25 protein-coding genes and 6 pseudogenes are annotated in these 26,311 nt (G+C 68.6%); 18 read left to right on the top strand and 13 right to left on the bottom strand.

From position 1 onward, the window contains the following. Positions 1 to 4 precede the first annotated feature (4 nt). A complete protein-coding gene (locus ACIBAG_RS31540) occupies positions 5 to 1,093 on the top strand; it encodes a TolB family protein (protein WP_399109715.1) in 1,089 nt (362 codons plus the stop codon). Positions 1,094 to 1,164: 71 nt separating this feature from the next. Here ACIBAG_RS31540 and ACIBAG_RS31545 read toward each other — a convergent pair whose 3' ends face one another. The 3 genes from ACIBAG_RS31545 to ACIBAG_RS31555 form a co-directional block, all read right to left on the bottom strand. After that, positions 1,165 to 1,317 carry a hypothetical protein gene (locus tag ACIBAG_RS31545; protein WP_399109716.1) on the bottom strand — a complete coding sequence of 51 codons (153 nt, stop codon included), beginning with the start codon at positions 1,315 to 1,317 and terminating at the stop codon, positions 1,165 to 1,167. Between the two features lie 137 nt (positions 1,318 to 1,454). Then, positions 1,455 to 1,616: a hypothetical protein gene (locus ACIBAG_RS31550; RefSeq protein ID WP_399109718.1), complete on the bottom strand. Its 162-nt coding sequence runs from the start codon at positions 1,614 to 1,616 to the stop codon at positions 1,455 to 1,457. 438 nt (positions 1,617 to 2,054) lie between these two features. Further along, positions 2,055 to 3,224 carry a serine hydrolase domain-containing protein gene (locus ACIBAG_RS31555; RefSeq protein WP_399109720.1) on the bottom strand — a complete coding sequence of 390 codons (1,170 nt, stop codon included), beginning with the start codon at positions 3,222 to 3,224 and terminating at the stop codon, positions 2,055 to 2,057. 663 nt (positions 3,225 to 3,887) lie between these two features. Here ACIBAG_RS31555 and ACIBAG_RS31560 point away from each other — a divergent pair. From ACIBAG_RS31560 to ACIBAG_RS31580, 5 genes and pseudogenes are all read left to right on the top strand, one after another. Further along, positions 3,888 to 4,376 carry a hypothetical protein gene (locus ACIBAG_RS31560; RefSeq protein ID WP_399109721.1) on the top strand — a complete coding sequence of 163 codons (489 nt, stop codon included), beginning with the start codon at positions 3,888 to 3,890 and terminating at the stop codon, positions 4,374 to 4,376. A gap of 349 nt (positions 4,377 to 4,725) precedes the next feature. Then, the gene (locus ACIBAG_RS31565) at positions 4,726 to 5,751 is read left to right on the top strand and encodes an endonuclease/exonuclease/phosphatase family protein (RefSeq protein ID WP_399109722.1); all 1,026 of its coding nucleotides are present in this window, start codon (positions 4,726 to 4,728) and stop codon (positions 5,749 to 5,751) included. Between the two features lie 111 nt (positions 5,752 to 5,862). Beyond that, entirely contained in the window at positions 5,863 to 6,444 is a 582-nt protein-coding gene (locus tag ACIBAG_RS31570) for a DUF998 domain-containing protein (protein WP_399109723.1), read from the top strand. A gap of 96 nt (positions 6,445 to 6,540) precedes the next feature. Continuing rightward, a pseudogene (locus tag ACIBAG_RS31575) lies at positions 6,541 to 6,800 on the top strand (transposase family protein); the annotation flags it as partial. A 290-nt stretch (positions 6,801 to 7,090) separates the two neighbouring features. Beyond that, complete coding sequence (locus ACIBAG_RS31580) at positions 7,091 to 7,585, top strand: NUDIX hydrolase (protein WP_399109724.1); 495 nt, start codon at positions 7,091 to 7,093, stop codon at positions 7,583 to 7,585. A gap of 12 nt (positions 7,586 to 7,597) precedes the next feature. On the opposite strand, the gene ACIBAG_RS31585 is transcribed toward ACIBAG_RS31580, so the two are convergent. Together ACIBAG_RS31585 and ACIBAG_RS31590 are read right to left on the bottom strand one after the other, a co-directional pair. Further along, positions 7,598 to 7,816 (bottom strand): hypothetical protein, encoded by a 219-nt coding sequence (locus ACIBAG_RS31585; RefSeq protein WP_399109726.1) that lies wholly within the window; start codon positions 7,814 to 7,816, stop codon positions 7,598 to 7,600. Continuing rightward, on the bottom strand, positions 7,813 to 8,268 hold the full coding sequence (locus ACIBAG_RS31590) for a hypothetical protein (protein ID WP_399109728.1): 456 nt from the start codon (positions 8,266 to 8,268) through the stop codon (positions 7,813 to 7,815). The genes ACIBAG_RS31585 and ACIBAG_RS31590 overlap by 4 nt, the downstream gene beginning before the upstream one ends. A 33-nt stretch (positions 8,269 to 8,301) precedes the next feature. Between ACIBAG_RS31590 and ACIBAG_RS31595 the strand changes: the two genes are divergently transcribed. The 3 genes and pseudogenes from ACIBAG_RS31595 to ACIBAG_RS31605 all read left to right on the top strand — a co-directional run bounded on the left by ACIBAG_RS31595 (position 8,302) and on the right by ACIBAG_RS31605 (position 9,529). After that, on the top strand, positions 8,302 to 8,685 hold the full coding sequence (locus ACIBAG_RS31595) for a carotenoid oxygenase family protein (protein ID WP_399109729.1): 384 nt from the start codon (positions 8,302 to 8,304) through the stop codon (positions 8,683 to 8,685). A gap of 47 nt (positions 8,686 to 8,732) precedes the next feature. Beyond that, positions 8,733 to 8,957: pseudogene (locus tag ACIBAG_RS31600) on the top strand (carotenoid oxygenase family protein); the annotation flags it as partial. Between the two features lie 83 nt (positions 8,958 to 9,040). After that, positions 9,041 to 9,529 (top strand): carotenoid oxygenase family protein, encoded by a 489-nt coding sequence (locus ACIBAG_RS31605; RefSeq protein ID WP_399109730.1) that lies wholly within the window; start codon positions 9,041 to 9,043, stop codon positions 9,527 to 9,529. An 81-nt stretch (positions 9,530 to 9,610) separates the two neighbouring features. Here ACIBAG_RS31605 and ACIBAG_RS31610 read toward each other — a convergent pair whose 3' ends face one another. Beyond that, a complete protein-coding gene (locus ACIBAG_RS31610) occupies positions 9,611 to 10,387 on the bottom strand; it encodes a TetR/AcrR family transcriptional regulator (RefSeq protein WP_399109732.1) in 777 nt (258 codons plus the stop codon). 94 nt (positions 10,388 to 10,481) lie between these two features. Here ACIBAG_RS31610 and ACIBAG_RS31615 point away from each other — a divergent pair, with 94 nt between their 5' ends. The 3 genes from ACIBAG_RS31615 to ACIBAG_RS31625 all read left to right on the top strand — a co-directional run bounded on the left by ACIBAG_RS31615 (position 10,482) and on the right by ACIBAG_RS31625 (position 13,133). Next, the gene (locus ACIBAG_RS31615; RefSeq protein WP_399109734.1) at positions 10,482 to 11,570 is read left to right on the top strand and encodes an amidohydrolase family protein; all 1,089 of its coding nucleotides are present in this window, start codon (positions 10,482 to 10,484) and stop codon (positions 11,568 to 11,570) included. Positions 11,571 to 12,033: 463 nt separating this feature from the next. After that, entirely contained in the window at positions 12,034 to 12,795 is a 762-nt protein-coding gene (locus ACIBAG_RS31620; protein WP_399109736.1) for a hypothetical protein, read from the top strand. Then, positions 12,792 to 13,133 (top strand): hypothetical protein, encoded by a 342-nt coding sequence (locus ACIBAG_RS31625; protein WP_399109738.1) that lies wholly within the window; start codon positions 12,792 to 12,794, stop codon positions 13,131 to 13,133. Before ACIBAG_RS31620 ends, ACIBAG_RS31625 begins: the two co-directional genes overlap by 4 nt. A 186-nt stretch (positions 13,134 to 13,319) precedes the next feature. Here ACIBAG_RS31625 and ACIBAG_RS31630 read toward each other — a convergent pair whose 3' ends face one another. From ACIBAG_RS31630 to ACIBAG_RS31645, 4 genes are all read right to left on the bottom strand, one after another. Then, positions 13,320 to 15,581, bottom strand: a complete 2,262-nt coding sequence (locus ACIBAG_RS31630) for a hypothetical protein (protein ID WP_399109740.1) — start codon at positions 15,579 to 15,581, stop codon at positions 13,320 to 13,322. 156 nt (positions 15,582 to 15,737) lie between these two features. Next, positions 15,738 to 16,580 (bottom strand): hypothetical protein, encoded by an 843-nt coding sequence (locus tag ACIBAG_RS31635; protein ID WP_399109741.1) that lies wholly within the window; start codon positions 16,578 to 16,580, stop codon positions 15,738 to 15,740. After that, positions 16,573 to 17,433, bottom strand: coding sequence for a serine protease (locus tag ACIBAG_RS31640; RefSeq protein ID WP_399109742.1), 861 nt, complete (start codon positions 17,431 to 17,433; stop codon positions 16,573 to 16,575). The genes ACIBAG_RS31635 and ACIBAG_RS31640 overlap by 8 nt, the downstream gene beginning before the upstream one ends. Further along, positions 17,430 to 17,765, bottom strand: a complete 336-nt coding sequence (locus tag ACIBAG_RS31645) for a CU044_2847 family protein (protein WP_399109743.1) — start codon at positions 17,763 to 17,765, stop codon at positions 17,430 to 17,432. The genes ACIBAG_RS31640 and ACIBAG_RS31645 overlap by 4 nt, the downstream gene beginning before the upstream one ends. 732 nt (positions 17,766 to 18,497) lie before the next feature. Between ACIBAG_RS31645 and istA the strand changes: the two are divergent. Both istA and istB read left to right on the top strand, forming a co-directional pair. After that, positions 18,498 to 20,137, top strand: a pseudogene (gene istA / locus ACIBAG_RS31650) (IS21 family transposase). Next, a pseudogene (istB, locus tag ACIBAG_RS31655) lies at positions 20,134 to 20,930 on the top strand (IS21-like element helper ATPase IstB). Before istA ends, istB begins: the two co-directional pseudogenes overlap by 4 nt. Positions 20,931 to 20,965: 35 nt before the next feature. On the opposite strand, the gene ACIBAG_RS31660 reads toward istB, so the two are convergent. Beyond that, entirely contained in the window at positions 20,966 to 21,487 is a 522-nt protein-coding gene (locus ACIBAG_RS31660) for a hypothetical protein (protein WP_399109745.1), read from the bottom strand. Between the two features lie 414 nt (positions 21,488 to 21,901). Between ACIBAG_RS31660 and ACIBAG_RS31665 the strand changes: the two genes are divergently transcribed. From ACIBAG_RS31665 to ACIBAG_RS31680, 4 genes and pseudogenes are all read left to right on the top strand, one after another. Next, entirely contained in the window at positions 21,902 to 22,672 is a 771-nt protein-coding gene (locus ACIBAG_RS31665) for a methyltransferase domain-containing protein (RefSeq protein WP_399109747.1), read from the top strand. Between the two features lie 130 nt (positions 22,673 to 22,802). Beyond that, positions 22,803 to 23,207 (top strand): annotated as a pseudogene (locus tag ACIBAG_RS31670) (helix-turn-helix domain-containing protein); the annotation flags it as partial. Positions 23,208 to 23,332: 125 nt separating this feature from the next. Continuing rightward, positions 23,333 to 23,535: pseudogene (locus ACIBAG_RS31675) on the top strand (leucine zipper domain-containing protein); the annotation flags it as partial. Between the two features lie 362 nt (positions 23,536 to 23,897). Then, the gene (locus tag ACIBAG_RS31680; RefSeq protein ID WP_399109855.1) at positions 23,898 to 24,143 is read left to right on the top strand and encodes an integrase core domain-containing protein; all 246 of its coding nucleotides are present in this window, start codon (positions 23,898 to 23,900) and stop codon (positions 24,141 to 24,143) included. A gap of 245 nt (positions 24,144 to 24,388) precedes the next feature. On the opposite strand, the gene ACIBAG_RS31685 is transcribed toward ACIBAG_RS31680, so the two are convergent. Together ACIBAG_RS31685 and ACIBAG_RS31690 are read right to left on the bottom strand one after the other, a co-directional pair. After that, complete coding sequence (locus tag ACIBAG_RS31685; protein WP_147977719.1) at positions 24,389 to 25,051, bottom strand: response regulator transcription factor; 663 nt, start codon at positions 25,049 to 25,051, stop codon at positions 24,389 to 24,391. Then, positions 25,026 to 26,198 (bottom strand): sensor histidine kinase, encoded by a 1,173-nt coding sequence (locus ACIBAG_RS31690; RefSeq protein WP_399109748.1) that lies wholly within the window; start codon positions 26,196 to 26,198, stop codon positions 25,026 to 25,028. The genes ACIBAG_RS31685 and ACIBAG_RS31690 overlap by 26 nt, the downstream gene beginning before the upstream one ends. Between the last annotated feature and the right edge of the window lie 113 nt (positions 26,199 to 26,311).

A 26,311-nucleotide genomic window follows, 5' to 3' on the forward strand; every position in this document is an offset into this window, starting at 1 on the left:
GGGAATGCGACTGCGTGTTCTTGTGCTGGTCATCGCCTGCGTCGCCGCAGCCGGTATCGGAGTGGGAGTGTCCCGCTGGCAATCGGACGGTCGACCGGCCGCCGACACGGCCGGCGACGCGCGGGCGTCGAGGCCTCCGGAACGTGTCGGCTACACCCTCACCGAGGTGACGCTTCCCGACGGGGTGGGAGGCATCAGCACGACAGCCGCACTCGACGAGGACCGAGTCCTTGCAGGCACCGGAGCGGGAAACGTCTATTCCATCGACTTCTCCAAAGGCCCCACGGCAGCGCGCGAACTGTTAACCACCCTTCCCGGCGAAGTGCGGAGCATCGAGGTTTCGGCGGACGGCAGGAGCATCGCCGTGCTGAGCCGCGGAGACGAGGTAGGCAAAGACACACTTCGGGTGATGAATCCCTCGGGCGGTGCTGCCACCGATTTTGTCGTGGACGGTATCCAGGGGAGGGGCGCCCTGTCGCCAGACGGTCGTCTTTTCGTCCACGGCTCCTTCGACCTCACCGTGCTGAACCTGGTGACCGGGAAGACCGAGGTCCTGCGCAGACCGCCTCCCACGAAAGACCAGTCCCTGACAGGCTACGAGGACTGGGCCGTCACCGAGGACGGGCTGGTACGCGCCGCCTCCGAACAAGGTGTTGACACCTGGGACGCGAGCGACGGCAAGCGCATCGGCGGGACGATCAGCTGCGGGTGCGACATCTACAGAGTGTCGCTCAACGAGCCCGGCAACCTCGCTGGCATAGCCACCGCAGGAGGCCACGCGGTCGTCCTCGACCTCACATCCGGCCGGGTAGTCGCCGAGAAGACGATCACCGACGGCGGAGTCATTAACAGTTCCGCGGTCCTCGGTGACGGACAGCGCGCCGTGGCCGCTGCTGCGGGAGTGGTGGTCTGGGGCGTGAAGGGCCGCCGCACCCTCTGGAACCACACCTTCCCGGACTACTTGGCGAGCGAGGTCCACGCCATCCCGAACAGCGAGTCCTTCCTCATCAACACCGTGGAAGACCCGGCGAAAGCCCCCTCGGATCAAACCGCTTTCGATACCAAGTGGTGGCTCGCGAAACCCGCCTCCTGAGGACGATGCGGCAGCCGCGGTGAACAAGCCGGTGACACCTCTTCCGACCTTGGACCTGTGACGGCCGGTTCCTACTCGGACCCCGGCCGCGGTGCCGGTCCCGCGTTGCGGAGGCTGTGCTCGATGAGGCCGAGTCGGTCGGTGGAGCCGGTGTGGCGCAGGGCCGCGCCGACGGACAGGCCGAACAAGTCGCAGATGCGGCGGGGGTCGCCGCCGGTAGCCACGGCCTCATGGAGGACGCGGTCCTCGCGGAGCCGGGGGGCATGCCGAGGCTCGACGCCGCAGCCTGTCGTATGGGAGATGAACAGGCGGGGGTTGGCGGTGCGGGCCAACGCCGGTTCTGGTGGTCCAGGCAGGACAGTCAGGTTCGGCAGAAATAGCCGCCCGTCGCGCCGGTGGCGGACTTGAGCGTGCGCCGTTGCCCAGAGGTGAGCGCGTGGAAGATGGCCAAGGCGGCCAGGTCCGCGCGCGGCGCCTCTTGGTCGTGCAGGATTCTGCGGAGGTCATCGACCTCGACCCTCACTCCGCTGTCGGACACCTCGCGTACAGAGAGCAGGAGCCGAACGCGCAGGGCTGAGAGCGTCGTGCGGGTGTGATCGTCTGCGGACGATGTGGGTGAAGGCCGGGCGCCCAGGGCCGCGACCGGCGCTGCGTCCCGGCCTTCGGGCTATGCCCGGCCGATGTCGAGTACGCGGACGCCCGCACGTTGGTGGCTGGATACGAGGACGGCGCGATCTACGCAGTCAAGCCGCCGAGCAACTGGCCTACCCATACACTCCGAAGCTCCGGCCGCCTCGTCATCGTCGGTGCCCACGCCTAACCGGTGGCGATCGCTGCCTCCCCCCTTGCACCCGAGCTGGTATGCGGACAGCTACTGCCTGCCGGAGCCCGCGTTCGGCAAGCCTCCTGCGCCGTCCGCGACGACAAAGCTCTCGGTCCGGGGCCGCCCTCGCGGTCCTCGCTACTTGCCGCCGGGCGCGCAGAACTCCCCGTCGATCAGCTTGTTCTGCGCGTGCTCGGTGGACATGTCGGCCGCGCCGTCGCCCGTCGTCGCGAGAACCACGACGTGGCGGCCGTCGGCGCTGATGCCGTTGCGGGTGGTGTAGCCGGGGAAGTCGCCGGGGTGGCTGTAGTACGAGCCGCCGCAGGACAGCGGGATCCGCATCAGGCCGAGGCCGTAGCTCGCGCCGGGCCAGACGAAGTCCAGTTCCAGGGTCCGAACGGTCGTCTTCATCGCCGCCATCTGGGCCGCGCGCAGCAGGCGCCCGCCGAGGAGCGCCTGGTAGAAGCGGGTCAGGTCGGCCGCCGTACTGGTCATGGCGCCTGCCGCGCCCGCGAAGGACGGGTTGACGTCGGTGACGTCGATGGTCGCGCCGGAGCCGTCGAAGTCGGAGTAGCCGTGCAGACGGGATCCGGGGATGCCCGTCGTGGTGGTCGGGGCGAGGGTGTGGCGGAGGTGGAGCGGCCTGAGGATGCGGCGGGTGACTTCCTGCTGCCAGTTGTTGCCGGTGGCCTTCTTGATGATCATTCCGGCGAGGATGTAGCCGGTGTTCGTGTACGACCACTTGGTGCCCGGCGCGAAGTTCGGCCGGTGGCTCGTGGCGATGGCGACCAGCTGCTCGTCTGTCCAGGTCCGGTACCGGTCGGCCTTGAAGCCGTCCACGCTGTCGAGGACCGGGAGGTCCGCCGTGTAGTTGTACAGCCCGCTGGTGTGCTGGAGCAGTTGCCGTACGCTGATCTTGCTGCCGTCGTTTCCGTTGCCGGAGACGACGCCGGGCAGCCAGTCCTCGACGGTGTCGTCCAGCGACAGCCGCCCCTCACAGACGAGTTGCAGCACCACCGTGGCGACGAACGTCTTGCTGGCGCTGGCGATCCGGAACCGGTCGCCGACGCGGACGGCCTCGCCGGTGGCGGTATCGGTGACGCCGGCGGTGGCGGTGCGCTGCCGGCCGTGCGGGCCGGTCGAGCGGGCGAGGGCGCCGACCGTTCCGGTCTGCATGACGGCGGTCACCCTGGCGCGCAGTGCGTCCTCGGGGCGCTGCGGGGACCTGGTGGTGGCGGACGTGGCGGGGATCGTCAGGACGGACGCGGCGAGTGCGGCGACCAGGGCAGTGGCGGTGGTGCGCATCATGGCGGGTGCTCCTCGCGGAATAGGTGTCCGCGCCGCTGACTGCGGCGCGGACACCAACCAAGGAACGCGGTCACGGCCGCACGATCACGCCAACTGGCCTGTCCGGGTGGCGGTTGATGCAGTGGCGGGTACAACCTGCTGGACCTCAAACACCGCCGCTGTCTTCTGGCGTCGCTGGACCGGTTTCCCGGCAGCCCGGAAGACGAGGCGTTTCCTTGTCACGTGCCGAGCGCGGTGCAGAAGAACTTCGGTGACCTCGTCACGCTGGCAGCTCAGGGGAATCGCAGGTGCTTCTGCACTCTACGGGCGCCGCGCCGGGGTGTGCGGCCAAGGCAATCAGGACCGCGGAGGCGCGCATCGCAGGCTCGCCACGCTGCGCGACGCCGGTGATGACGCGGGAGACGGCCTCGCCGGGCTACAAGGAGGGGCTCGCCGGGGCACCAGGCCGCCGCTCCGGTGAGCTGCATCGACCCATCGCGTTTCGGTACGGGCTGTGGGAAGCCACGCGGCTGACACGGAGAATCGGAGGGTTCTTCACACGGCCGGTCCGCCGGGCCTCGGCAGCGTTCAGAATCGTTACCGCCAACTCGATGTCAGTGGCGGTCTCCGGGGCGGACGGTGACAGTGCCCTCGGCTGGCGCACGCGGCCTACGCTCTCGTGCCATGTCTTGGATCACCTTGCTCTCTACGGTACTAGGCGCCCTTGTGGGTCTGGGGTCAGTGTTGCTGTCGGACCGGATACGCTGGAGAAGGGAACGGGACGACCGCCGGCTGGACACACAACGAGAGATCTACGTCGCCTATCTGACTTCCCTGCACCAAGCCACTCAGGCCATGCGTATGGTTTCGCTTGGCGATCATCAGGCAGGTGTCTCCCGCGACCTGGCAGCACGAGCTGCCTTCCGCGATGCCGCACTGGTTCAGACCCGTGAGCACATCGTGCTCACAGCGCCGGAGCCGGTCGTCCAGGCCGCAGATGCCGCCTTCCGCAGCCTGCGCACATTGCGCGACCGTATTGCCCAAGGTCAAAACATGCATTCGCCAGGCTATGAAGCCGACCTAGCGAAGTACGACGACGGCCTCCAGGCACTGCGCAATGCCATCCGCAAGGACCTGCGAGCCGATGCATTGAGATCCGCAATCCCCATTTGATCCGCCCAGTTACCAGGTTCTTCGGATGCAGGCGGTTCGGCACTATGAAGTCCCGCGTGGACTCTCCTGTCTGCTGTCACCGTGCTGCTCGTGGCCGTCGCTCGCGGCTGGCCCGTTAGAACAGCCATCAGGTCGACTGCCCAACCACTCTGCCCGCCCACCGAATGTGATGCTGGGCGGGCAGAATGGTCGCGGTCGTCGCGCAGCGCGTCGCCGCACTCCGGACGGCCGGCAGCTGCGGTACAGCAGCGACTCGCCTCACTCACCGTGACGTTATTTCCACTATTTGTGCTTCCATCTATATCGGACTGCGCTGGGGCCTCACCCAGTGGATGGAAGGTGGAGCCGCATGGGACCGTTCTATGTCGCCTGGTGGAATGTGGAGAACCTCTTCGACGAAGAGCACTCGCCACGACGTAGCGAGAAAATGGCCCGGGTACTGGGTGACGACCTGCGGGGCTGGACCCCGGAGCTGCGGGACAGGAAGATCAGTCAGCTGGCAACTGTGATTGCGCAGATGAACGGCGAACGGGGGCCGGATCTGCTGGGAGTGTGCGAGGTCGAGAACGAATTCGTCATGCAGCAGCTCGCCGGCGCGGTCAACGACCGGGTAACGGGCCGCACCTACCAAGTCGTGCACGCTGACACCTCCGACCAGCGCGGCGTCGACGTGGCCTTTATCTACGATTCGGCTTTGTTCACCGCGCCGGCCGACCAGCGGTTCCAACACGTGGTGATGCGCCGTACGGGCACTCGGGAGATCTTCCAGGTCAACTTCAAGACGGTCAGTGGGCATACCTGGGTCGTTTTCGGCAACCACTGGCCCTCTCGACGGGGTGGTGAGCTGGAGTCGGCGGCCTACCGGGCCACGGCTGGCGAAACCCTTGCCTACTTCCACGAGCGCGCGCTTGAGGTCCACGGTGCGCACACGCCCGTGTTGGTCATGGGCGACTTCAACGACGAGCCCTTCAACGTCTCCCTCACCCAGCACGCCCTGAGCACGCGGCAACGGACGAAAGTCCTGAACGCCACCACCGCACCGCGGCTGTGGAATTTGATGTGGCCAATCGTGGGAAACGACGATCGCACCGAGTCCGCCGGCAGCGAGCAGACAGTCCGACCCGCCGGCACCTTCTACTTCGAGAACACAGCCAACGTCCTGGACCAGTTCCTGGTCAACAAGAACATGCTGAGTCCCCGCGCACGCCTTCGGGCCGAGCCCGGCTCTGTTCACATCGTCACCCACCCGCAGGGCATGGTCGGCACCGGCCGCTATCCCGCCCCCGTGCTGTTCGGCGGCATGGGCAAAGACGTCAACAAAGACGGCTACTCCGACCACTACCCCATCGCGATGCACGTCCACGAAGCCGAGTAGGACACCCACCTTCGGCTCTGGGCACCCGGCTCGCTGCTGGAGCGTTGCCCATGTGTCCTGGCTGCGCTGGGGGACTGGGGACCTCCGGTATCGCCGCGCCGCCGAATTCGAGTGGCCGCTGGGCCGCTTTTCACCGTCGCGTATCTGTTAGAAGGCGCCAGCCGGGTGGGTTACAGACCGTTCCGCCATCCCGTCAGTTCGCTCGCCCTCGGCCGTGCCGGGTGGGCGCAGACCGCCAACTTCCTCTTCGCCGGCTTGCTGTCGCTGATCTTCGCCGTGGGCCTGTGGCGTGTGGGGCCGTCCCGCTGGGGTGCCCTGCTGATCGGCGCGTGGGCGATCGGCCTGCTGGGCGCGGGTGCCTTCCGGACAGATCCGGTGAGCGGCTACCCTCCCGGCACCCCTGATCGGATCCAGCGTCACACCCGCCCAGGGGCTCTGCATGACTTGTTCTCTCTCATCGGATTCCTCGCCCTCACTGCGGCCTGCTTCGTCTTCGCCCTGTCCAACTCGCCCGGGTGGACCATCTACTCGGTCGCCAGCGGGGTGCTCTTCGTCACGACGATGGCGCTGGCCAGCGCTGCGTTCGACCAGCATCAACGCTGGGTCGACTTCGGGGGACTGGTCCAGCGCATCTCGTTGACTATGGGCTGGACCTGGCAGACGCTGCTCGCCGTACGCATCCTGTACGCCTGACGGTGGCCCGTAACGTCTGCTCGCCAGTGGGACGATCTTGCGGTGGCGGATGTGATCTCCGGCGTCGGAGCCGTCCTGACAGGCCCTTTCACCTGACTGAGCCCGCGCTGCTTCGCCCAGTTGGTGACCGCACTGCGGCGCGAGGGCGCGGATGCGGTCCGCAAGGGCCGGCCGTGGAGACCTCCGCTGGAGGACCGGGTACTGCTCATGGCGGCTTACTGGCGCACGAACGTGACATGCGGCAGATCGCCCCGCTGTTCGGTGTCTCCAAGCCCACAGCTGACCGCGTCATCGACCACCTGGGCCCCATGCTCACAAGCCGGCCGCGCAAGCGATTCCGCAAGGACACCGTGCTTTCGAGGGCGTGCACCCGGAGCGGGTCCGCCAGCCCTCGCGTTCGAGGACGAGCCAGTCTTCCGGCCAGGCGGGCAGGAGCTCGAGGCGCAGATCGTCGTCGAGCGTGACACAGCGCGGGCCTAAGGTTGGCCGCACCGCTGCAGGCAGTATGGTCCGGCCGTAGTTGCTCGTGGCTATGTCGATGGCTTCGGGCTCTGGTCCAACTTGTGTGGCCGGTGACGGTGAGCTACTGGGCCTCCGCCTACCTGTTTGATCTACCGCCCTTGTCGTGGGCCGCTAGCGTGTCCGGATGCCGTCTGTGAACCTGCGTCATTCAGTCCGCGCGATCATCCTCGACGAGGACGACTGCATCCTTCTCTGCCGGTTCGCCATTCCCAAGCCAGCAGGAACCGTAGTGTGGGCAGCTCCCGGCGGAGGGATCGAGCCGGGCGAGACGCCATTTGCCGCCCTCCGCCGTGAACTGCGTGAAGAGGTTGGTCTTGTCGTCAGGACCGATCCGCCGCATGTCTGGCACCAGGAAGTCGTGGCGCCTGATCATGCCGAAGGCTACGACGGTGTCATCAACGACTACTTCCTCGTTCGCACTGCCAATTTCAGCCCGCGCGGGACTCTGAACGACGACCAGCTTGCCGCGGAGAACATCAGCGGTCTGAAGTGGTGGCACCCGAACGAAGTCGATTCTTATGCCGGTCCCGACCTGTTCTCCCCACGCGACCTTGCAACGCCTCTGACGGCATTGATCACCTCTGGTGTTCCAGCCGGACCAGTGCAGCTCGGCTTATGAACAGACAGCCCGTCACGGTGCGAGCAAGACTCGCTTTCGCAGGAGGGTGAAGCCTGCGCGACCGAACATCTGACGCTTGAGCATCTTGATGCGGTTGACATGGCCCACGACGACGCCGGAGTTCCAGGGCGTGGAGAGGCCGGCGATGACGGCGTCGAGGTCGCGTTCGAGATGCTGGGCGAACCTGCTGAGACTGGGCAGGTCGGTGGCGGCCGTGGCCGATTCGATCACGCCGGTAGCTGGTCGCCCTGCAGGCGAGTGAGCATGTGGGCGAAGGCCCGCACGAGTCTGGCGAGGGTCTCCAGTTCGGGGCAGTTGGCCAGTGTGGCCTTGAGTTGGAGCTGATCGCTCTCGGTCAGGGCGTCCGGGTGCGGGAGGATCCAGCGGGTGACGGCACGGGCCGATGGCGGCCGGGGCCCGCCCGGCTGGGGCTTGCCGCGAAGAGTCCTGCTCACGTAGTCGCGGACGCTGCTGTAGCCGTCCGGGTAGCCCTGTTCACTGATCTCCTCCCACAGTTTCCAAGCATTGGTGCAGCCCTCCTGCCAGCGCTGGTCGAGGTAGGGCTTGAAGGCATCGAGCTTGGTTGCACGGCTCTGCCACTGGCCGGTGAACAACTCCTCCGGAGTGGTGGCGCGGGAGAAGCGCAGGATGGTGTTGAGGCCCATGCCGAGTTGCCGGGCCACGGACCGCTTGCTGTGCCCGGCAGCCAGGAGTGCGTGGATGGTAAGCCCGGCGTCACCCCCACTCACTGGTTCAAGGGCAGCGGCATGGTCCACGGCATCCGGCTGCGCGACGGCCGCGCCGAGTGGTACCGCAACCGCTGGGTCCACACCCCCGCCCTGGACGGCGCCCCCTACATGACCGAGCACGGCCCCGACCTGACCGCCAGCACCGCCTGCACCCACGTCATCGAACACGGCGGCCGCCTCCTAGCCCTGTGCGAGTCCGCCCTGCCCTTCGAGCTGACCCCCGAGCTGGAGACCGTCGGCGCCTTCGACTTCGACGGCAAGCTCACCTCCGCCATGACCGCGCACCCCAAGCAGGACCCGGTCACCGGCGAGCTGCACTTCTTCGCCTCCTTGCCTTCCCGCCGTACCTGATCCACCACGTCGCCTCCCCCGACGGCCAGGTCCTCGACAGCCAGGAGGTGCCCGGTGCGAGCGCGGCGTTCAAGCACGACTTCGCCATCACCGAGCGGTCCGTCGTGTTCCTGGAGGGCTCGGTCACCTTCGACATGGCCGAGCACTCCGGCATCCCCTATGCCTGGAGCGACGCACAGCCCTCCCCTATCGGCGTCCTGCCGCGCGGTACGGGCGGAGCGGCGAAGGTCCGCTGGTTCGACATCGCACCGGGGTACGCGATGCACTTGGCCAACGCCTACGAAGACGCCCTCGGGCGGATCGTCGTCGAGGGCCCGGCCGTGGGCCGCGACGGCTGGCAGCGCTCCTGGAACTGGTGGACCGGCGCCCCCGGCCGGGGGTCGAGCCCACCTCGCAGTCACGTGCGCGACGCTGGACGGTCGACCTCGCAGCCGGAAACGTCCGCGAAGCGACCATCGACGACCTCACCGTGGAGTTCCCGACCATCAACGAGGCATACACCGAACGTGAACACCGCTACCAGTACGCCCTGTCCTTTCCCGACGACCAGGGCATCGGCAACCACACCCTCGTCAAGTACGACCGACGCACCCAAGGCCGCCAGTTGCTTGCCGTCGGCAACGGCCAACTCCCCAGCGAGGCCGTCTTCGCACCGGCCGAGGCCGCCGCCGACGAGGACGCCGGCTACCTCCTGACCGTTGTCAGCGACCTCGACTCCGACAGCTCGCGCCTCCTCGTCCTCGACGCCTCGGACCTGTCCCTGCCGCCGGTCGCCACGGTCCTCCTCCCGCGCCGCGTCCCGGCCATGATCCACGGCTCCTGGATCGCGGACGCCGCCGACTGAGCCCTGACGACCCTGCCACCGCCCCTGAACGCGGAGCGCGTTCCGGGGCGGTGGCATGCAGGGCAGGGGCACCAGCGAACATCACGACGCGTGTTCCTCCGCTCCCCCCTCGGAGCCGTCCGCGGCGAGGCGGTCGAGCCATTCGCTGAGGAGGTGTTGTTCCGCGCTGCTGAGCGTCGTCTGGCCGGGCAGGAGGGCCTGCAAGGTTCGGACGGCGTCGGCGAGGCCCGCGTCCTGCACCACGGGTCTTTCGTGGGTGACGGCGGCGACCATGGATTCGCGCAGGGTGGTGAGCAGGGCCGGGTCGCGTTGGTCCTCAGGCAGCGACAGCCAGGTGAGCACGGCGCCGCGCGCGGTCGCGTGGATGAGAGCAGCTGCGAGCTTCTCGTCGACGCGGAGCCAGCCGCCGGCGGCGAGGCGGCGGATGCGCCCCAGCAGGATCTCCATGCCGGCCTGGAAGGCAGCCGATGCCGTGCCGCGTCGGGGGTCGCTGTACATCAGCGCGTACAGCTCGGGGTTGGCGAGCCCGAACTCGACGGCGAGGTCCCAGCCCGCACGCAGATCTTCTACCGGGTCCTGAGGGCGGGTGTTCCTGTGCTTTGCCGCGAGGAAGGTGGCGTGGCCGTGCTCCAACACCGCCTCGAGGAGCCCGTCCTTGTCCCCGAACAAGCGATAGATCGCAGGGGGCTGAGTCCCGGCGGCCGCCGCGACCGCCCGGGTGGTCACCGCGTCGCGGCCCTCGCGCGCGAGCAGGTCCGCCGCTGCCTCAACCACCCGCTGCCGGGTGACCTCACGGACGTCGGCTGCGGTCTCCGACGCGGCGACGGGAATGGCCTCGTTCTTCGCTCCCTCAGACATGAATCAATGATAACGCTCACTTGCTTCCAATGATGCTATCGATGTTATCGTGATGTGCGTATCACTGGAAACAGCGAGAGAAGAGGAGCGCACTATGCCTGAGAAGCTGCGCATCGTAGGCCTCGAGGAGCACGTGGTCCTGCCGGTCCTGCTCGATGCCTGGACGCGGGCAGGCGTGCCGCAGGTCCCGCAACTCGGCTACGGCGACGAGCCGATAGCGCAGCGGCTGCGCGACGTCGGCGACCGCCGCCTGGCCGACATGGACGATCAAGGCGTCGACATCGCCGTACTGTCGCTGGCCACACCCGGCGTGCAGAACCTGACCGCGGCGGACGCCGTGAGCGTGGCGCGCGAGGCGAACGACGCGCTCGCCGAAGTCGTCGACGCCCACCCGGACCGATTCCAGGCGCTCGCGGCCGTCCCGACGCCGGCACCCGAAGCCGCCGCCGCGGAGTTGGAGCGCGCGGTCACCCGACTCGGCTTCCGCGGCGCGATGCTGTACGGGCGCACCGGTGACAAGCCGGCCGACGCGCCGGAGTTCGACGACCTCTACGCCACCGCCGAACGGCTCCGGGTACCCCTGCACTTCCACCCGCAGACCCCTGTGAACGCGGTCCAAGAGGCGTACTACTCGGATCTGCCCAACGGAGTCGGCCGCGCGCTCGCGACCGCCGGCCTGGGCTGGTACTACGACCTGGGCGTGCAGTACCTGAGGATGATCTTCTCCGGGGTGTTCGACCGCCACCCTGGACTGCAGGTGATCGCGGGGCACTGGGGCGAGGTCGTCCTGTTCTACCTTGACCACATCGGTGTCCTGCAGGACATGGCGAAGCTGGAGCGACCTCTGGCCGACTACTTCCGCCAGAACTTCTGGGTGGCGGGCAGCGGCACAGTCAGCGAGCGCTACCTGCGGTGGACGGCTGAGGTCGTCGGAACCGAGCGGATGCTGTACTCCACCGACTACCCCTACACCTTCGGAACGCGGCCCGGCGGCTTCCCCTTCCTCGACACCAGCCGCTCAGTCGCCCGGTCGTTCCTGGAGCAAGCACCGTTCACCGAGGAGGAAAAGGCCGCCATCGGGTCCGGCAACTGGGAGCGGCTGACCGGGCACACCGCCACCACGCAGGGAAGCAGCCGATCCGCAGACGACCCCACCGACAGCACTTCGGGCGATCAGCGATAACACCGGGGTGTCCGGCCCGAAGCAGGCCGGCGGGCGCAAGGCCCGCTCCAGCACGGGCTCGCTGCGGGGTGGGCAGTGCCCGGGACGCTGCAGGGCTCTTGGGGGTGCTTTGGCTGTGGTGGTGATCGTCCATGCCCGCGGGCGCGCGGATCACACCGGGTGGGGGTTCCGCTCACGGAAACCGGGATGCAGGATCCCTCACCGGTCTGCCGGTCACCTTTGCGGCCGGTCCTGTCTCCCCAGGACCGGCACCCCACGAACAACCGGACGACGTTGTGAACCCCTGTCCACGCGGGCCGCGTTCAGTGGCCCGCCCGTTCATGGACCGAGAGCCGGTGAGCTGTCCCCGGCCCGGCGGTGACCTGTCCCCGGCCCGGCGGTGACCTCTGTCAGAGAGAATCCCGGAGGAACAGTGGCGACAACCCCTGATCGTGTGCCGCCCGCCCGACGCAGACCTCTGGGCGTGGCGATCGCCTCAGCCGTCCTGGCGGTGTCCATGTGCCTGGGCATCGTCCGACCCGCCGAGGCGGTGGCGTCCACTGCCGCCCAGCGGCAAGCCGTCGCCCACCGGTGGGCGACGGTGCACTTCCAGGACGTCGACACCAGCGGTGAGACCTCGGAGGGCGGCACGTCCGACTATCTCGCCGCCTACGACTTCGACGGCGACCTCAACGGCCGCAACAACTGGGAGAACATCACCGAGTCCCCGCCGGCGGCGAACGTCTACTACTCGGTGGTCGAGACCGAGGACTACTGGTATCTGCTCTACACGTTCTTCCACCCGCGTGACTGGGCGGACGCGGCGCTCGACAACCCCCAGGAGGACCTCACCGAGCACGAGAACGACGCCGAGGGCGTGCTCGTGGTCGTAGAGCGCGGCGGCGACGAACACGGCGCGCTCAAGTCCGCCATCACCGTGTCCCACAGCCACTTCTACTCCTACGTGCCCGAAGGCGGCACATGGTCCAGCGAGCACCTCGACGGCACGCTCCCCCTGATGAGCAGCCCGCACACGGACGGCCACCAGCGCCCGTGGGCGGCCCAGAGGCCGGCACCCACGCCGCGTGGGCCGCCACCGATCTGTCCAGCCTGCGGGAGGAGTACACCAACGGCGACGGGATTCTGTACTACCCCGGCAGCACCGCCGAGGTGCCCGAAGACCCCAACGACCGGGACGTGCAGTAGGGGTGGCTCGGCGCCGGCGCCGGCCTGGTCGACACCATGAAGGACTTCGTCGACACCGCCCGGGCCGCCAACCCCAACGTGGAGATCGTGCTGGCCAACGTCCCGCACCGCACCACCCTCGGCGACGCCAACCCCCATCTGCCCCAGCGCACCACCGACTACAACAAGGCCCTGGCCGAGGCGATCCCCACCTGGGACACCGACGACTCGCCGGTCGTGCTCGCCGACCTCGACGACGCGTTGACGAGTTCGCTGACCACCAGTTCGGTGATGAACGATGTCTCGTCCAGTTCCCAAGAGGCGAGTCGGTCGGTGGCGAGTTGGCGCGCGCGGGCCACCACGGCCGGGTCCGAGGGCAGGTCCCAGGTGGCGACGTGAGAGGCGTCGAGTGTCTGGGGGCGGGCGAGGAGCAGGGCGACGTCATCGGCGGGGGTATCGGGGAGCAGCGCGCGCAGCCCTTTGTCGCAGGTGTCGCCCAGGGATGGTGGGGCGTTGCTCAGGGTGCGGCACAGCCGCGTGAGTGCGTTCAAACGGTCTGATGAAGTGCCCTCCTTGCCTTGGCGCTCAAGCGGGTCGCGTGGGTGGCCGCGGATGCTCAGCGCTCACCCCACTGCTCTGGGATGGCGCCAGAGGCGAGGAGGCGGGCGTGGGTGTCACTGCGGGCCGTAAACGTGCCAAGAGCCGTTGCTCCTCCTCCGAGAATGCTGGATCCGCCTGGTAGTTGGCGTTGCCGAGGATCGGGGTAGGCAGCGGATGATCCGCTGTACGTCCGTGCCTGAGGGGATCCATGAGGGGCTCACGGTCCACTAGGGGCCCCTGGTCGGAGGGAAGGCCGATGGGACCGCCGATGGGATCGGTCAGGCGGTACAGGTTGCGCCAGCCCTCGATGCTGTGATGCAGCAAGGTGAGAGCAGGTGTGCCGAAGTAGGCGGGGAACCATCGCCCGTAGATCCGCTCGAGGGGCGAGCCGTAAGTCTGCAGCGCGACCCGGGCCTGCAGGAGCGGGCTGAGCTGCCAGATGGCGGCCGCCGCCAGGACGCTGCCCTGGGCATGCGCGGACAGGACCAGACGGCCATCCGTGGAACGGGCCCAGGTCGTCATGCGCCAGGCCAGGTCGGGCACAGCGCGTTCGGCATAGCACGGCGGCGCGAGCGGATGTGCGGCGCGGGGCCAGAACGCACCGATGTCCCCCAGGATGCCCATGGCGCGGTGCGAGGCGGGTGTCTCGTAGGCGAGGAAGCCCAAGGCGACAAACAGGAGGAGACCGAGAACCGTCATCCACGAGCCGACCGCCAGCGAGGCCTCAACAGCGTTCCGCGCGAGGCCGGACAACCCTTGCGCGGCCCCGCCCGGCGTCTTGCCCGTCGCCACCGCGCCGACCAGGGCTGCGGCGCACAGGGCCAGTGATCCGACGGCGGTGACGCCCATGGCCAGCGGCGCGACGTCGATGAGCCTGGCGCGTACCCGCTTGCTGGCGATGCGGCGGGTACGGACTGGGTCCCTGGACTCGCCCGGATAGTCGCCCGCCACCTTACGCATCTCCAGGCGCCTGAGCAGCCGGATGCGCCAGGCCAGCCGGGCCGACAGGGCCAGGAGGAGGACCAGCAGCGGAAGAACCGCCGACGACTGCCAGGCCAACAGGACGGGCGGGCCGGCGATCGATCCACCATCGCTGTCCAACCAGCCGCCGACACACTGGGCGAAGCCGGCGCAGAGCACGGCGCCGAGCGCACAGGAGAGGAGAGCCAGAGCAGAGCCGGCCATGCCGCGCATCGCGGTCCGCGGGTCAGGCTGGGCGCGGTGCAGCTGACGCCCGATCGCGCCGAGAGCGAGAACGAGCGTGCACTGGACGAGGGCGATCCCGCCGAAGACCGCGCCGCCGGGCATCCGCCCGGCGGAATGCCAGTCAGGGCGTGACCAGGCCGCATACAGCACCGTCAGGAAAAGCAGACCCAGAGCGCCTGCGGGCAGGCAGCGCACCAGGAGCCTGTCGACCCGCTGGTCCGGCTGGCTCTCGCTGCGGCCGCGGCGGCAGACCACCCAGATCACGACTACCGCTCCCGACCCCAGAGCAGCAAGGAAGACCCAGCCCAGTGCCCCAAGCGCAGCGGGACCGCCCGGCACACGGTCGTAGCGCTCCGCGGGGGCACCGACGGCCCCCGCGACCGTCAGGAAGCCGGCAGCGACATGCGCAGCACGCAGCCGGGCAACCAGACGGCGCCCGTACCAGAAACCGGGCCGGCACAGCGCCGAGTCCTCGAACTCCGTATCGGTTTCGCCTCGTACCGGGCGCTGGCTCTCGTACGCGCTCCATGTGCGATAGGACAGCCACCACAGCAGTGCGATGAGCGCGGCGGGCGCCAGAGCGGCCAGAGCGAGGCGGCGGCCCGGCTGCCCCCACCAACTGGTGCCGGACCTCCCTGGCGAGAGGGACTCCAGCCAAGAGTGTTCCTGCACGCACACACGGCTGGCCGCACACTGCCAGGCCGCCAAGTCGAGCGTGACCTCACAGCAGGCAGCTACCAGGAGCACCGTCAAGGAGAGGGCTGCCAGCCGTACGAGCAGACCGTACAGACGGACCGTGCGCTCGTGGCCCCTGGACGCAGGGCGCATCCAGTGCGCGAGATTGATCAGAGTGAAAGGGAGCAACAGCAGCCACAGAGCGCGGGCCAGGCGTTCATACCTGCGCGTGCACCACACGTACGCCTCCAGAACCGGCCAGCGAGCGTGATCGGGATACGCCTCCGCGCCGACGTCGTCGGCCCGCCGGTAGATGGCGGCCCGGTCATCACCGGTAACCAGCACCGGGCGGGGATCGTCCAGCATCTCCTCGGGTGAAGCGCCCCCGAATCCGCGGACCATGAGTTCGAGGACGGCCCCTCTCACGTCCGATCCCGCCGCGGATTCAGCATCCGGCCGACGGCGCGTCGACGGCCGCGTAGGCGGCGTGAACTCGGCTGGGGCGGCCTGTGTCGCACGCGCCTACTCGGTGGCCGCATGGACGCGCTGCAGCAGTTCTCGCACTGACTTGGCCTGAGGGTGCCGAGCCCCGAGTTCGGTCGAGGTCCGCTGGGCCGCGACGGCCAGGACGTCGGTGAGGCGGTCCATGCTCGTCAGATCGCCGTCGATTCTGGCAATCTCGTGACGGGCAGAAGCCATGGTCACCAGGGCCTCGAGTGCCCGGGGATGCTGGGGTCCCCAACGGTTGATCTGCCGCTGGCACAGGAACTTGAGGGACTGGGCATGCTCGCGTGCGGCGAGATGGTCGGCGTCCTCGCAGGCTGCCAGGAACAGTACGGAGGCGATGCGCATCCGTACTTCGAGCCAGGCATCGGCTCTGTCGGTGCCGTGAGTGCGGTGCTGGGCCTGCCGGGCAAACGCAACGGCCCGCGGCCAGTCACCGTGGTGGGCCTCAAGGACCCCGTAGTGCGCGAAGGTGTATGCCTCGTCCAATGGGCTCTGAGCGCTTTGCAGTGCGGCGTCCATCGCCATGCGGGCGGCGGCCCTGTCTCCGTTCTCACCGAAGACGGTAGCGAGCCTGTTGTGCACGAGGCACCGGTGCTGCCCCGGCACCCGCCGGGCCTCGACCCACTGCCGGGCGACATCCAATGTGTTCTCGTACGCCGAACTCATGTCCAAGTCACGCAGCAGTGCCAGGAAGTGAGCGAAATGACCGGCCGAGGCAGGGGTGCTGAGGACGCCTTCCTGCTGGGGGAGTTCATCCAGTACCTGCTGAAGTGCTGCGAGAGCTTCCGGCTTGCCGCGAACGGCATCCTGGGCGATAGCGATCCGTTCCTGCCATGGGGCTGCGGATCCTTCAGTCATCAGCAGCCCCTCCCGCAAGGCGCCGACGTAGATCCCGCAGAGCCCAGCGGCGTTCCTCCGCGGCTTCCGCCTGCGAGAGAACGCCCTCTTCCTCCCACTTCTGCAGTTGCCGAAGATGCAGGTCGGTGCTGGTCAGATTCTGCGCAGTGCGATCCTCGTCCGCCTGCTCCGGCACTCGGTCATCCCGACGCTGCTCGGGAACGCATACCTGATGCTCCAGGTAGCCGACGCTGAACTGTCTGAAGCGGTGCACGGCATGGAGCACCGACGCGGCGATGAGTACGTTGCTCACCTTGGAAGAGTCCGCCCGGTCGAGCCTTTCCTCCATCAAGATGCCCACCACAGGCCGCTCGGCCTGTCCCTCGTGCGACGGTTGCCCGGCCTGCTCGCCAGGCTTGGTGTCCACGGGGCTGCCGGAGTAGCCGTCGTAGGTGCCCAGTTGCTGATCCACGGTCAACTGAACCGCCTTGAACACTCCACCGGCCGCGCTGTCGTAGTCGACGGGCTCGTGCGTCACGCGGCCGCTCAGCCGAGTGCCCTCACCCGGCGGGCAGTAGGTACCACGCCAACCCACCTCCGGACGTGGCCAGTCCGTCGGAGACGCGGCCGGGAGGCCGTGAGTCTCGGCATCCTCGACGGCGATCAGCGCGAGGTCCGCGTCCTTGATCTCCTCACGCAGACGCCCCAAAACGCTTCGCCCATCGGGTAATTGGAGGTCGAAGCGCAAATTGCCCGGTGAGCGCCAGCGCAGACAGTGCAGGGCCGTGACCACATACGCCCGCGTGATCAGAAAGCCTGCACCCAGACACCGGTCACCCTCACGGATCCGCACCCAGTACTCCTGCTCACTCATGGCGCACTGGTGCTCCGCTCGACGGTGAGCGTCACCTCGAAGGAGGCCTCGGCAGAAGCCTTTGAGAGGATCACCCCGGCCTCTGCCGCCAGTGTCACGCCGAAGACCACCTGCATGCTGGTGACGGACCAGCCATGCCGATCGGGCGCCTGGGACAACGAGTCCTGGGCGATGGCCGCCGCCTGGAGAATCGCCTCCTGCACCTCGCCCGAGCGCTCACTGAGCGGTGCTGCCAGACGAGCCCTGCTCCCGATCTGCCGCGATCCCCGGGCGTCCACCTCGACCGTCTCGACGCGCACCACTGGAATGCCGTCAGCCGGCTGATCCCCCATGACGGTGTCCTCTCCAACACGACCGTGCTGATCGCTCCCAGCCTAGACCGCAGGGCAGTTGCCCAGGGGCGGATCCAGGTGCTCTCCAAGCGGTTGGGGGCCGTCGGCGGCCTGACGGGAGGGGGACCGGTTGTGCAGCGTCAGCTATGCGGCTGGCCTTCTGATACGCCGTTCCCGGAACGTGACGCATCAGACGGGCGTACTCCGGCGCCCCCCCGCGGTCGCGCATGCGCCCCCCGGGCCGCTCCCGCACCCGGCCGTGATGCCGTGCGAGCCCGGGGCCTATGGCGCGTCGCTCGAACCGCTGACGGCGAAGACCGCGGTGTCTGGCGGGATGCTCCTGCCCGCTGCGACAACGAGTCCGGCACCACCGGCGGTTGGCCCGGTGCCCGCATGCGGCCGCACCAGGACGACGCGCGAGGGCCGTCGAGCGCACCTGGACGGTCCGCCCGGCAGGTTGGAGCTGCCCTCGGCCCCTCGACAGCATGGTGATCGTCTCCGCGTAGGTCAGTTGCGCCCGCTCTCTTGTCTCTCACCGCCAAGGCCGCCGCGCCCTCGGCGCGGAGCGTGCGACGGAGTGTCCCTGGCATGGTTTCGTCGACGGGATCCGACACCACTTGTCGCTCAGGGCCGAGAACGCCTCGTTTCGCCGGAGGGCGATGTCTGTGAGTTCCGGCAACGCCTGAGGGCTTGCGGTGGGAGCATGGACGTGCTCTGCGGGATGAGGCTGCGATGGCGCCACCGAAGTCCAAGGTCGACTTGTACGCGGCGATCCGCCGTGACGCCCGGGCAGGGATGTCGTACCGGGCCTTGATGCGTGAACACGGAGTCGGATTCCGCACCGTCAACGCCGCGCTGGAGTCGGTCTGGCCGGAGCCGCGCAAGAAGCCGCGGTCGCGCGGGACCCGCCTGGATGCCTACAAGCCGCTGATCGACGAGATGCTCCGGGCGGATCTGGACGCGCCGCGAAAGCAGCGTCACACCGTCAAGCGGATGTTCGACCGGCTCCTGGACGAGCACGGGGCGGAGGCGGTGACCTATCCGATGGTCCGGGCCTATGTCGCCGATCGGATTCCCCAGATCGCCGTCGAGGCCGGCCGCGGAGTGGTGCACGCGTTCATTCCGCAGTCCCACCGGCCGGGGGCCGAGGCGGAGGTGGACTTCGGCGACGTGAAGGTACGCCTGGCCGGAGAGCAGGTCACCCGCTTAGTGTTCGCGATGTGCCTGTCGTAAGCGGGCTAGGCCGTGCACCGCGTCTTCGCCTCCTGCGGCCAGGAGGCGTTCCTCGAAGGCCACGTTCACGCTCTCAGCGTGCTGGGCGGCGTCCCGACCGGCAAGGTCCGCTACGACAACCTCCGCTTCGCTGTCTCCCGGGTGCTGAGCTCGCGCTCCCGCGCGGAGAACGAACGGTGGACCGCGTTCCGGTCGCACTACGGCATCGATGCCGGGTATGGCCTGCCCGGCATCGAGGGAGACCACGAGAAGGGCGGGGTCGAGGGACAGATCGGCTGGTTCCGCCCCAACCACATGGTCACTGTCTCCGAGGTCGCCTCCCTCGCCGAGCTCAACGCGAAGATCGAGCAGTGGGATGAGGAGGACGAACGGCGCCGGATCGGCTCCCGACCGCGGCCGGTGAGCGAGTACTTCGCCGTCGAACGGCCGCGTCGAACGGCCGCTGCTGCAGCCGTTACCGGACGAGCCCTTCGAGACCGGGCGGCTGTTCAGCCCGCGGGTGGACCGCTTCAGCCAGATCAGTGTCCGCACCAACCGCTACTCGGTGCCGGTGCGGCTGATCGGCCGGACGGTCCGGGCGCCTCCGAGCTGGTGGTCTACGAGGCCAGCAGGAAGTCGCCCGTCATGAACGGCTGATCGCCAAGGGGAGGATCCGGCTGGATCTTGACCACTACCTGGAGGCCCTGGTCCGCAAGCCCGAAGCGTTCCCCGGGGCGACCGCCCTCGAACAGGCGTGTTCCGCAGGGAAGTTCACGCCGGTCCACGACGCCTGGTGGGAGGCGGCGAAGGCCGCCCACGGCGAGCGGGATGGCACCCGGGCCCTGATTGAGGTCCTGCTGATGGGCCGTCACGTCCCCCACGAACACCTGGTCGCCGGGCTCGTCTTCGCGCTCAGAGCGGGCGCGCTGACCGCGGACGCGGTAGCCCTGGAGGCACGCAAGGCGGCCGAAGCCGACGAAGTCGCGGCCCCTGTCGTCCCCGCGGAGCCAGAACGGACGATCGTGACCTCGCTGACCGAACGGCGGCTGACCCATCTGCCGCCCGACACCCGGCCGCTGCCCTCGGTCGCGGCCTACGACCAGTTGCTGAGAACCAGGCAGATGGCCGACCGCCCCGCCATTCAGGGAGAGATGCCGTGACGCTCAAACGCCACCGCGGGCTGACCGAACAGGCCGCGACCGCCGCCGTCGACCAGGCATGCTGCATGCTCCGGCTGCCCACCATCAGGGCCCAGTTCCCCGAACTGGCCGAAGCTGCCGCCCGGGATCAGATGTCCTAACGCGGGTTCCTCGCCGAACTGCTGATGGCCGAGTGCGACGACCGGGCCCGGCGACGCTCCGAAGAACGCTCCAAGCGGCGCAGTTCCCGCGGGAGAAGTCGCTGCGGGGCTTCGACTTCAAGTCCAACGGGAACGTCGACGCCGCGGTCATCCATACTCTGGCGACCTGTGAATGGGTCAAGAAGGGCCTGCCGCTCTGCCTGATTGGCGACTCGGGCACCGGCAAGTCCCACCTGCTGATAGCGCTCGGCACCGAGGCCGCCATGGCCGGCTTCCGGGTCCGCTATACACTCGCCACCAAGCTGGTCAACGAGCTGGTCGAGGCCGCGGACGAGAAGATCCTGACCAAGACCATCGCCCGCTATGGACGTGTCGATCTCCTCTGCATCGATGAACTCGGCTGCATGAGCTGGACCACAGGGGTGCTGAGCTGCTGTTCCAGGTGCTGACCGAACGCGAGGAGAAGAGCAGCGTCGCCATCGCCTCCATCGAGTCATTCGGCGGGTGGACCCGGACGTTCACCGATCCACGGCTCTGAGCGGCCATCATCGACCGCCTCACGTTCGGCGGGTACATCATCGAAACCGGCACCGAGTCCTTACCGGGTCGCTAGCACCCGGGCTTCCCGAGCACAGGACGCAGACGCAGGCTAACCCTCGCCCACATCATTCTCTGAGTGGACATCGGGCTAACCAGCACCGATGTCCAGACACCGCTGTGCTGATGCAACGAACCCCTTCTCTACGGATTCGAAAGCGCTGCAGGCTCTCCGATAGGCCGCGATCAGATCTGGATCGTCGAGGGCACTGCCCTCGCGCCAGGGATACGCCGCTTTGAACACTGAGAAGAGCGCCTTTGCCAGGTCGGTTGCCGGCGCCGCCATCTCAGTTGGGCCTTCGAGCTGGACCGCCGCGGCGGCACTCTCCACCGGTGCCAGGACTCGCCATGCCTCGGCCGTGCTCCGCTGCCCGTCTTCAAGGCTGACGTTCAATTCATCCAAGGAGGCTGCCAGCGCACCTCGCGCGGCACGCACGGAGTTGAGCAGTCCCAGGTAGGTCTCCCGGCGCACCTCTCGTTTCCAGCGGAGATGGTCCGCCTGCAACTGGGTTCTCATCTGGGCACGCGATGCTGCCCAGGTCAAGGCACCCGTCAGTGCCGAGCCGATGACACCCACAGCTGCACCGAATACCGCCGCCAACCCCGGATCCATAGAGGCAATCGTGCCCAGCAGCCGGTGGGTTACCACCCCGGGCGTGAGGCGAAGCGACAATCACGAGGGTTTGAGGAGCGGCCTGACGGCGGCCACCAGAAATTTCCCACGTCGGCCAGATGGGAATTTAACCCTCCGTCATCACTCGCTGGGCTGGGGCCCGCTTGACAGCTCGTACGCGGAGAGCAAGTTTACTTGTCGTCAGCTCTGTGGGGCCGGAATATGGCCGGGCGCGGGGGGCGCGGGGGGCGCGGGGGGCGCGGCGTCGGGTGGCGGACTTTGCCGGCCGAACCTCCGGCGCCGACCGCTGAGGATCGACAAGCGGTCTTACTGGGGCGGATTCGCTGTCTCCCTGCGCGTCTGCGATCCGTGATCCTATGCTGAGGCTGGAGACGACCTGGGGGGGTATGTCTGATGAGGGCAGTAGGCAGGGGAACGTCCCTGTTCAAGTCGGGTGTCAAGGGGCTCTTGGGACGTGCTGGGTTCGACATCGTGCGCAGCACCAACAACCTGGGTGGCGTCGATGACTTCCTGCCGTTCGAGGCGACGATGCGGGCTGCACGGGCGGCCGGTCTGTCGGTCGGTGACTACATCGACGAGGTCATGAACGGGACGCCTGGCGCAACCCAGTTCACCATCGATGAGCTGGGCGCTCTCGGGGTCTTCGCCGCCGAACCGGACAGGGTGCTGGAGATCGGGCCTGGGTCGGGCCGGTATCTGGAGAAGACGCTGAAGGAGTGTTCACCAGAGCGCTACGAGGTCTACGAGACGGCAGCGTCCTGGGCCGACTATCTGGTGGACACATTCGGCGTGGTCGCCCGGCCGACTGCAGGAAGCAGTCTCGCCCCGACAGCCGACGGCAGCATTGACCTCGTTCAGGCCCATAAGGTCTTCAACACCGTGACCTTCCTGTGCGCCTCCCGCTACTTTTTCGAGATGGCACGGGTCACGCGACCCGGTGGTCGGATCGTCTTCGACGTGATGACAGAGGCCTGCCTGGATCCGGCCGCGGTACGCGCCTGGGCGACGCAGGGCGGCGCGGGGCACGACTCCTACCCAGCCGCCATACCTCGCCGGACATGCGTGGACCTCTTCGCGACCCTCGGCTGCAACCTGGAGGCCAGCTTCCTCGCGCCCATGGGCGTCGCCTCCACGGAGGTGCTTGTCTTCGCAAAGGCGGCCTGATCTCAGAGGGCTTCCGCTTGCCGATCGGCGAGGGCCGGGGGCCGCACCGATCTCACATCGTGGCGCCGGGAGGTTGGTTTCCGACCTCGACGCCCACTTGATCGAGTCGTTGGGCGCATGGCCGCCCGGGTTGTTCGACGCGGTCGACGCGCTTCGCGTCCCGCTCGCCGCTTCCGGGGGAGCGCAAGCGTCTTCGGCAGGCACACGGCCTGACGCTGGACGAAGGGCCGGGGCGCTGACGGTGCGTCGGGCCACGCTGTCCGGCCTGGGAGTCGGTCAAGCAGCTAGCAGAGCTCTCACCCCGATCTGCCGTGTGGCGTTCGGCAGGCGCCGCCAGGAGGCCCTTGACGTCGCGCTGGTCGGCCACGCGGTGGGCGGCACCTGCCAACCTCCCGGTGGGCGGCGCTGATGCGCGGTTCGAGAACGTGCCGCTCGGGGTCGTCGACGTCGCCCACGGGTAGGTGCTTGCGTACTGCCCTGGCGGCCTGGTCCTGGAAGTGCCCGCCAGAGCATCCCGACCCTGGTGGACTGGACTGGCTAGGTGCGCTGTCCCGGGAGGTTGCTGACAGGCGGCACGCCTTGAGTGGTCCTTGAACGGGTCGAGGGCCTCTGGGTTCGGTGTGGATTGCGACATCTACAACCGGCTCCCAGGAAGCCTCGTTGTTCCACCGCAATGCCCCGTTGACACCTACCGGCAGGCTGCGCCTGGCCCGGTGTGTCGTCCACGACGGATGGCCGCTACGGCGGGCCGCGGAACGCAGACCAAGTCAGCCACACCACCGCAGCACACCGGGCCGATCGCTACCGCACGCACAGACCCGCCGGGATGCGCGACCGCTCCAGCCGCCCGCACCACCAGCCCCGCCGCCCGCACCACCAGCCCCGCCGCCCGCACCACCAGCCCCGCCGCCCGCACCACCAGCCCCGCCGCACGCCGGACGCCCTCGAAGCCCGGCGGGGCCAACCGAGACCGTCGCAACGGCACCGGATACACGTACCTGCACACCGCGCTGGACGACCACTCCCGCCTGCCTGCACCGAGGACCTGCCCGACGAGAAGGCCGCCACCTGCGCGGCCTTCCTGCGACGAGCAACGGCCTGGTTCGCCCAGCAGGGCGTCGCCGTCGAGCGTGTCCTGACCGACAACGCCTGGGCCTACACCAAGACCACCTGGTGTAAGGCCTACACCAAGACCACCTGGTGCAACGCCTGCCACGACCTGGGCATCAGCCCACGCTTCACCCGGCCCTGGCGGCCCCGGACCAACGGCGAGGGTCGAACGCTTCCACCGAACCCTGCTCGACGAGTGGGCCTACCACCGCCCTACACCTCACAAGCCGAACGACGGGCCGCGTTCTCCGACTGGCTGGACTGGTACAACTACCACCGACCCCACCCCGGCATCAGCGGCCACACCTCAGCCGGCCGCGTCACCAACCTGCCCGGTCAGCACAGCCAGTGCGTTCACTAGGGCGCGTATCGAGTCGTGATCATCGGGTGGTCCTGGTGAGGCCTTTGATCCAGATCATCGAGGCGTGCAGGTGGGGACTGGCGAGGCAGCTGTCGGGAGTCTTGTCGTATCGGGTGTCTCACCGTCCCGGTTCCGGCCTCCTGGTACGTCACGCTCTGGGGCGGGTGAGGCACGTGGAGCCGACGTGAGCCGACCGGTGCACGATGTCCTGGCGGGGACTCAGGGGACATGGCCCGGCACCCGGCTCAGGTTCCGGGGAGGATACGGCGCGTCTCGTAGGCCCACATCGCGATCTCGACCCGGTTGCGGGCGCCGAGTTTGGCCATCAGGCTGGCCAGATGCGTCTTCACCGTGCTGAGGCTGATGTGCAGCGCGTCGGCGATCTCGGTGTTGGTCAGCCCGCGAGCGACGGCGAGGAGCACCTGCTCCTCGCGGGCGGTGACGGGGGAGACCGGCTGGGCCGCGGGTCGGCCGGCGGGCAGGTCCGCGAATGCCTGGAGCAGACGGACGGTGACGCTGGGCGCGATGAGAGCCTCACCGTCGGACGCCGACCGTACGGCCTGCGCCAGAAGGTCCGGTCCCGTGTCCTTGAGGAGGAATCCGCGGGCGCCGGCACGCAGTGAGCCGTATACGTACTCGTCGAGGTCGAACGTGGTGATGACGACCACGGCCAGCGGGTCGGCGACGCCCGGGCCGGCGACCAGCCGGGTGGCCTCGAGCCCGTCGAGTACGGGCATGCGGATGTCGAACAGGCAGACGTCGGGGCGCAGTTCGCGGGCCAGACGTACCGCTTCCCGCCCGTCGGCGGCCTCGCCGACCACCTCGATGCCGGGCTGGGCGTTCAGCATGATCCGCAACCCGGTGCGGATGATCGTCTGGTCGTCAGCGACGAGGACGCGAATGGACACCGCTCTCGCTCCTCGCTCTCGGCAGTTCGGCTTCGACATGCCAGCCCCGGTCGGTACCCGGGCCGGCTCGTAGTGTGCCGCCGAGCAGCGTCGCGCGCTCGCGCAATCCGGTAAGTCCGTATCCGTCGCGACCCCGGCCGGTGCGCCGGCCGTTGTCGCGCACGCTCACCTGTACCGTGTGCCGTTCCGCGGCGACCCGAACGACGAGCTCGGTCGCGTCGACCGCATGGCGCAGCGCGTTGGTCACCGACTCCTGCACGATCCGGTAGACGGCCGCGTCCACGGCCGGGGGCAGCGCGTCCAGTTCGCCGTCGAGCCCCAGGTCGACCCTGAGGCGACCACCCGGGGTGCGCACCAGGCGCTCCAGATCCGCGACTCCGGCAGGGGGCGCCAGCTCGGCGCCGGCCCCGCGGTCGCGCAGCGCGGCGACCATGGCGCGCATTTCCTCCAGCGTGCGCGCCCCTTCCTCCTCGACCTCCTCCAGCGCCTTGACGGCGGCGGAGGGGTCGGTGCCCGCGAGCACTCCGCCCGCCTGGGCGATGATCACCATGGCCGACACGTGGTGGGCCACCGTGTCGTGCAGTTCCCGGGCGAGCTGCTCGCGCTCGCGGGAGCGCACCTGCTCCACCTGCTGCTCGCGAGCGGTCACCCAGAACCGCATGGCAGCCCCGATCACGCCGGGCAGCAGCAGGAAAGCGAAGCCCACGACATTTTCGACGAACGGGGTCTCGTCCGTGACGGAACACAGCGCGCCGGCCGTGAGGATCACCGCGCCGCCCAGCACGATCTCGCGTCCCGATCCCCACCGGGGCAGCGCGTACACCAACACGAGCACGACCGCGCCGGTGTACAAGCCGACGGGCTCGCGCGGTGCGGCGACGAGCGAGGCCACCTGAAGCAGGATCACCGAGCCGAACGCCAGCGTCACCATCGTCAGCGGGCGGGTCCGGCGCCACAGGGGCAGCAGGCACAGCCATACGGCGAACACCACCGCCACCGGCCGCCACACGACGTTCTCGCGCAGGGTGGCCTCCAGCACCATGCCGGCAACGCCCGCGGCAAGCAGCGCCCAGTCCCGCCACACCCGGGCGGGCGCGTGGGGCGGCCGGGGTTCGGTCCACAGGGTTCGCAGGTCGTCTCGCAGCACGGTTCCCAGCCTAGGGACCGCGGCGTGCCGCGCATCGGCCGAAAGGACGGGGCCTCACTCCGACTTGGGGCCGACGGATCCGCGGCCCGCGGGCCGATGCCGCGGAGCGCCGT

Source organism: Streptomyces sp. NPDC051243 (assembly GCF_044455405.1).
GTDB lineage: Bacteria > Actinomycetota > Actinomycetes > Streptomycetales > Streptomycetaceae > Streptomyces.

What these genes read in the sequence shown, in the direction of transcription:
- ACIBAG_RS31560 (WP_399109721.1), top strand. Translation starts at nt 3,888, where the DNA reads ATGTCTTGGATCACCTTGCTCTCTACGGTACTAGGCGCCCTTGTGGGT.
- ACIBAG_RS31565 (WP_399109722.1), top strand. Translation starts at nt 4,726, where the DNA reads ATGGGACCGTTCTATGTCGCCTGGTGGAATGTGGAGAACCTCTTCGAC.
- ACIBAG_RS31665 (WP_399109747.1), top strand. Translation starts at nt 21,902, where the DNA reads ATGAGGGCAGTAGGCAGGGGAACGTCCCTGTTCAAGTCGGGTGTCAAG.
- ACIBAG_RS31635 (WP_399109741.1), bottom strand. Translation starts at nt 16,580, where the DNA reads ATGACTGAAGGATCCGCAGCCCCATGGCAGGAACGGATCGCTATCGCC.
- ACIBAG_RS31625 (WP_399109738.1), top strand. Translation starts at nt 12,792, where the DNA reads ATGAAGGACTTCGTCGACACCGCCCGGGCCGCCAACCCCAACGTGGAG.
- ACIBAG_RS31640 (WP_399109742.1), bottom strand. Translation starts at nt 17,433, where the DNA reads ATGAGTGAGCAGGAGTACTGGGTGCGGATCCGTGAGGGTGACCGGTGT.
- ACIBAG_RS31645 (WP_399109743.1), bottom strand. Translation starts at nt 17,765, where the DNA reads ATGGGGGATCAGCCGGCTGACGGCATTCCAGTGGTGCGCGTCGAGACG.
- ACIBAG_RS31630 (WP_399109740.1), bottom strand. Translation starts at nt 15,581, where the DNA reads ATGCTGGACGATCCCCGCCCGGTGCTGGTTACCGGTGATGACCGGGCC.
- ACIBAG_RS31555 (WP_399109720.1), bottom strand. Translation starts at nt 3,224, where the DNA reads ATGATGCGCACCACCGCCACTGCCCTGGTCGCCGCACTCGCCGCGTCC.
- ACIBAG_RS31610 (WP_399109732.1), bottom strand. Translation starts at nt 10,387, where the DNA reads ATGTCTGAGGGAGCGAAGAACGAGGCCATTCCCGTCGCCGCGTCGGAG.
- ACIBAG_RS31540 (WP_399109715.1), top strand. Translation starts at nt 5, where the DNA reads ATGCGACTGCGTGTTCTTGTGCTGGTCATCGCCTGCGTCGCCGCAGCC.
- ACIBAG_RS31580 (WP_399109724.1), top strand. Translation starts at nt 7,091, where the DNA reads ATGCCGTCTGTGAACCTGCGTCATTCAGTCCGCGCGATCATCCTCGAC.
- ACIBAG_RS31660 (WP_399109745.1), bottom strand. Translation starts at nt 21,487, where the DNA reads ATGGATCCGGGGTTGGCGGCGGTATTCGGTGCAGCTGTGGGTGTCATC.
- ACIBAG_RS31615 (WP_399109734.1), top strand. Translation starts at nt 10,482, where the DNA reads ATGCCTGAGAAGCTGCGCATCGTAGGCCTCGAGGAGCACGTGGTCCTG.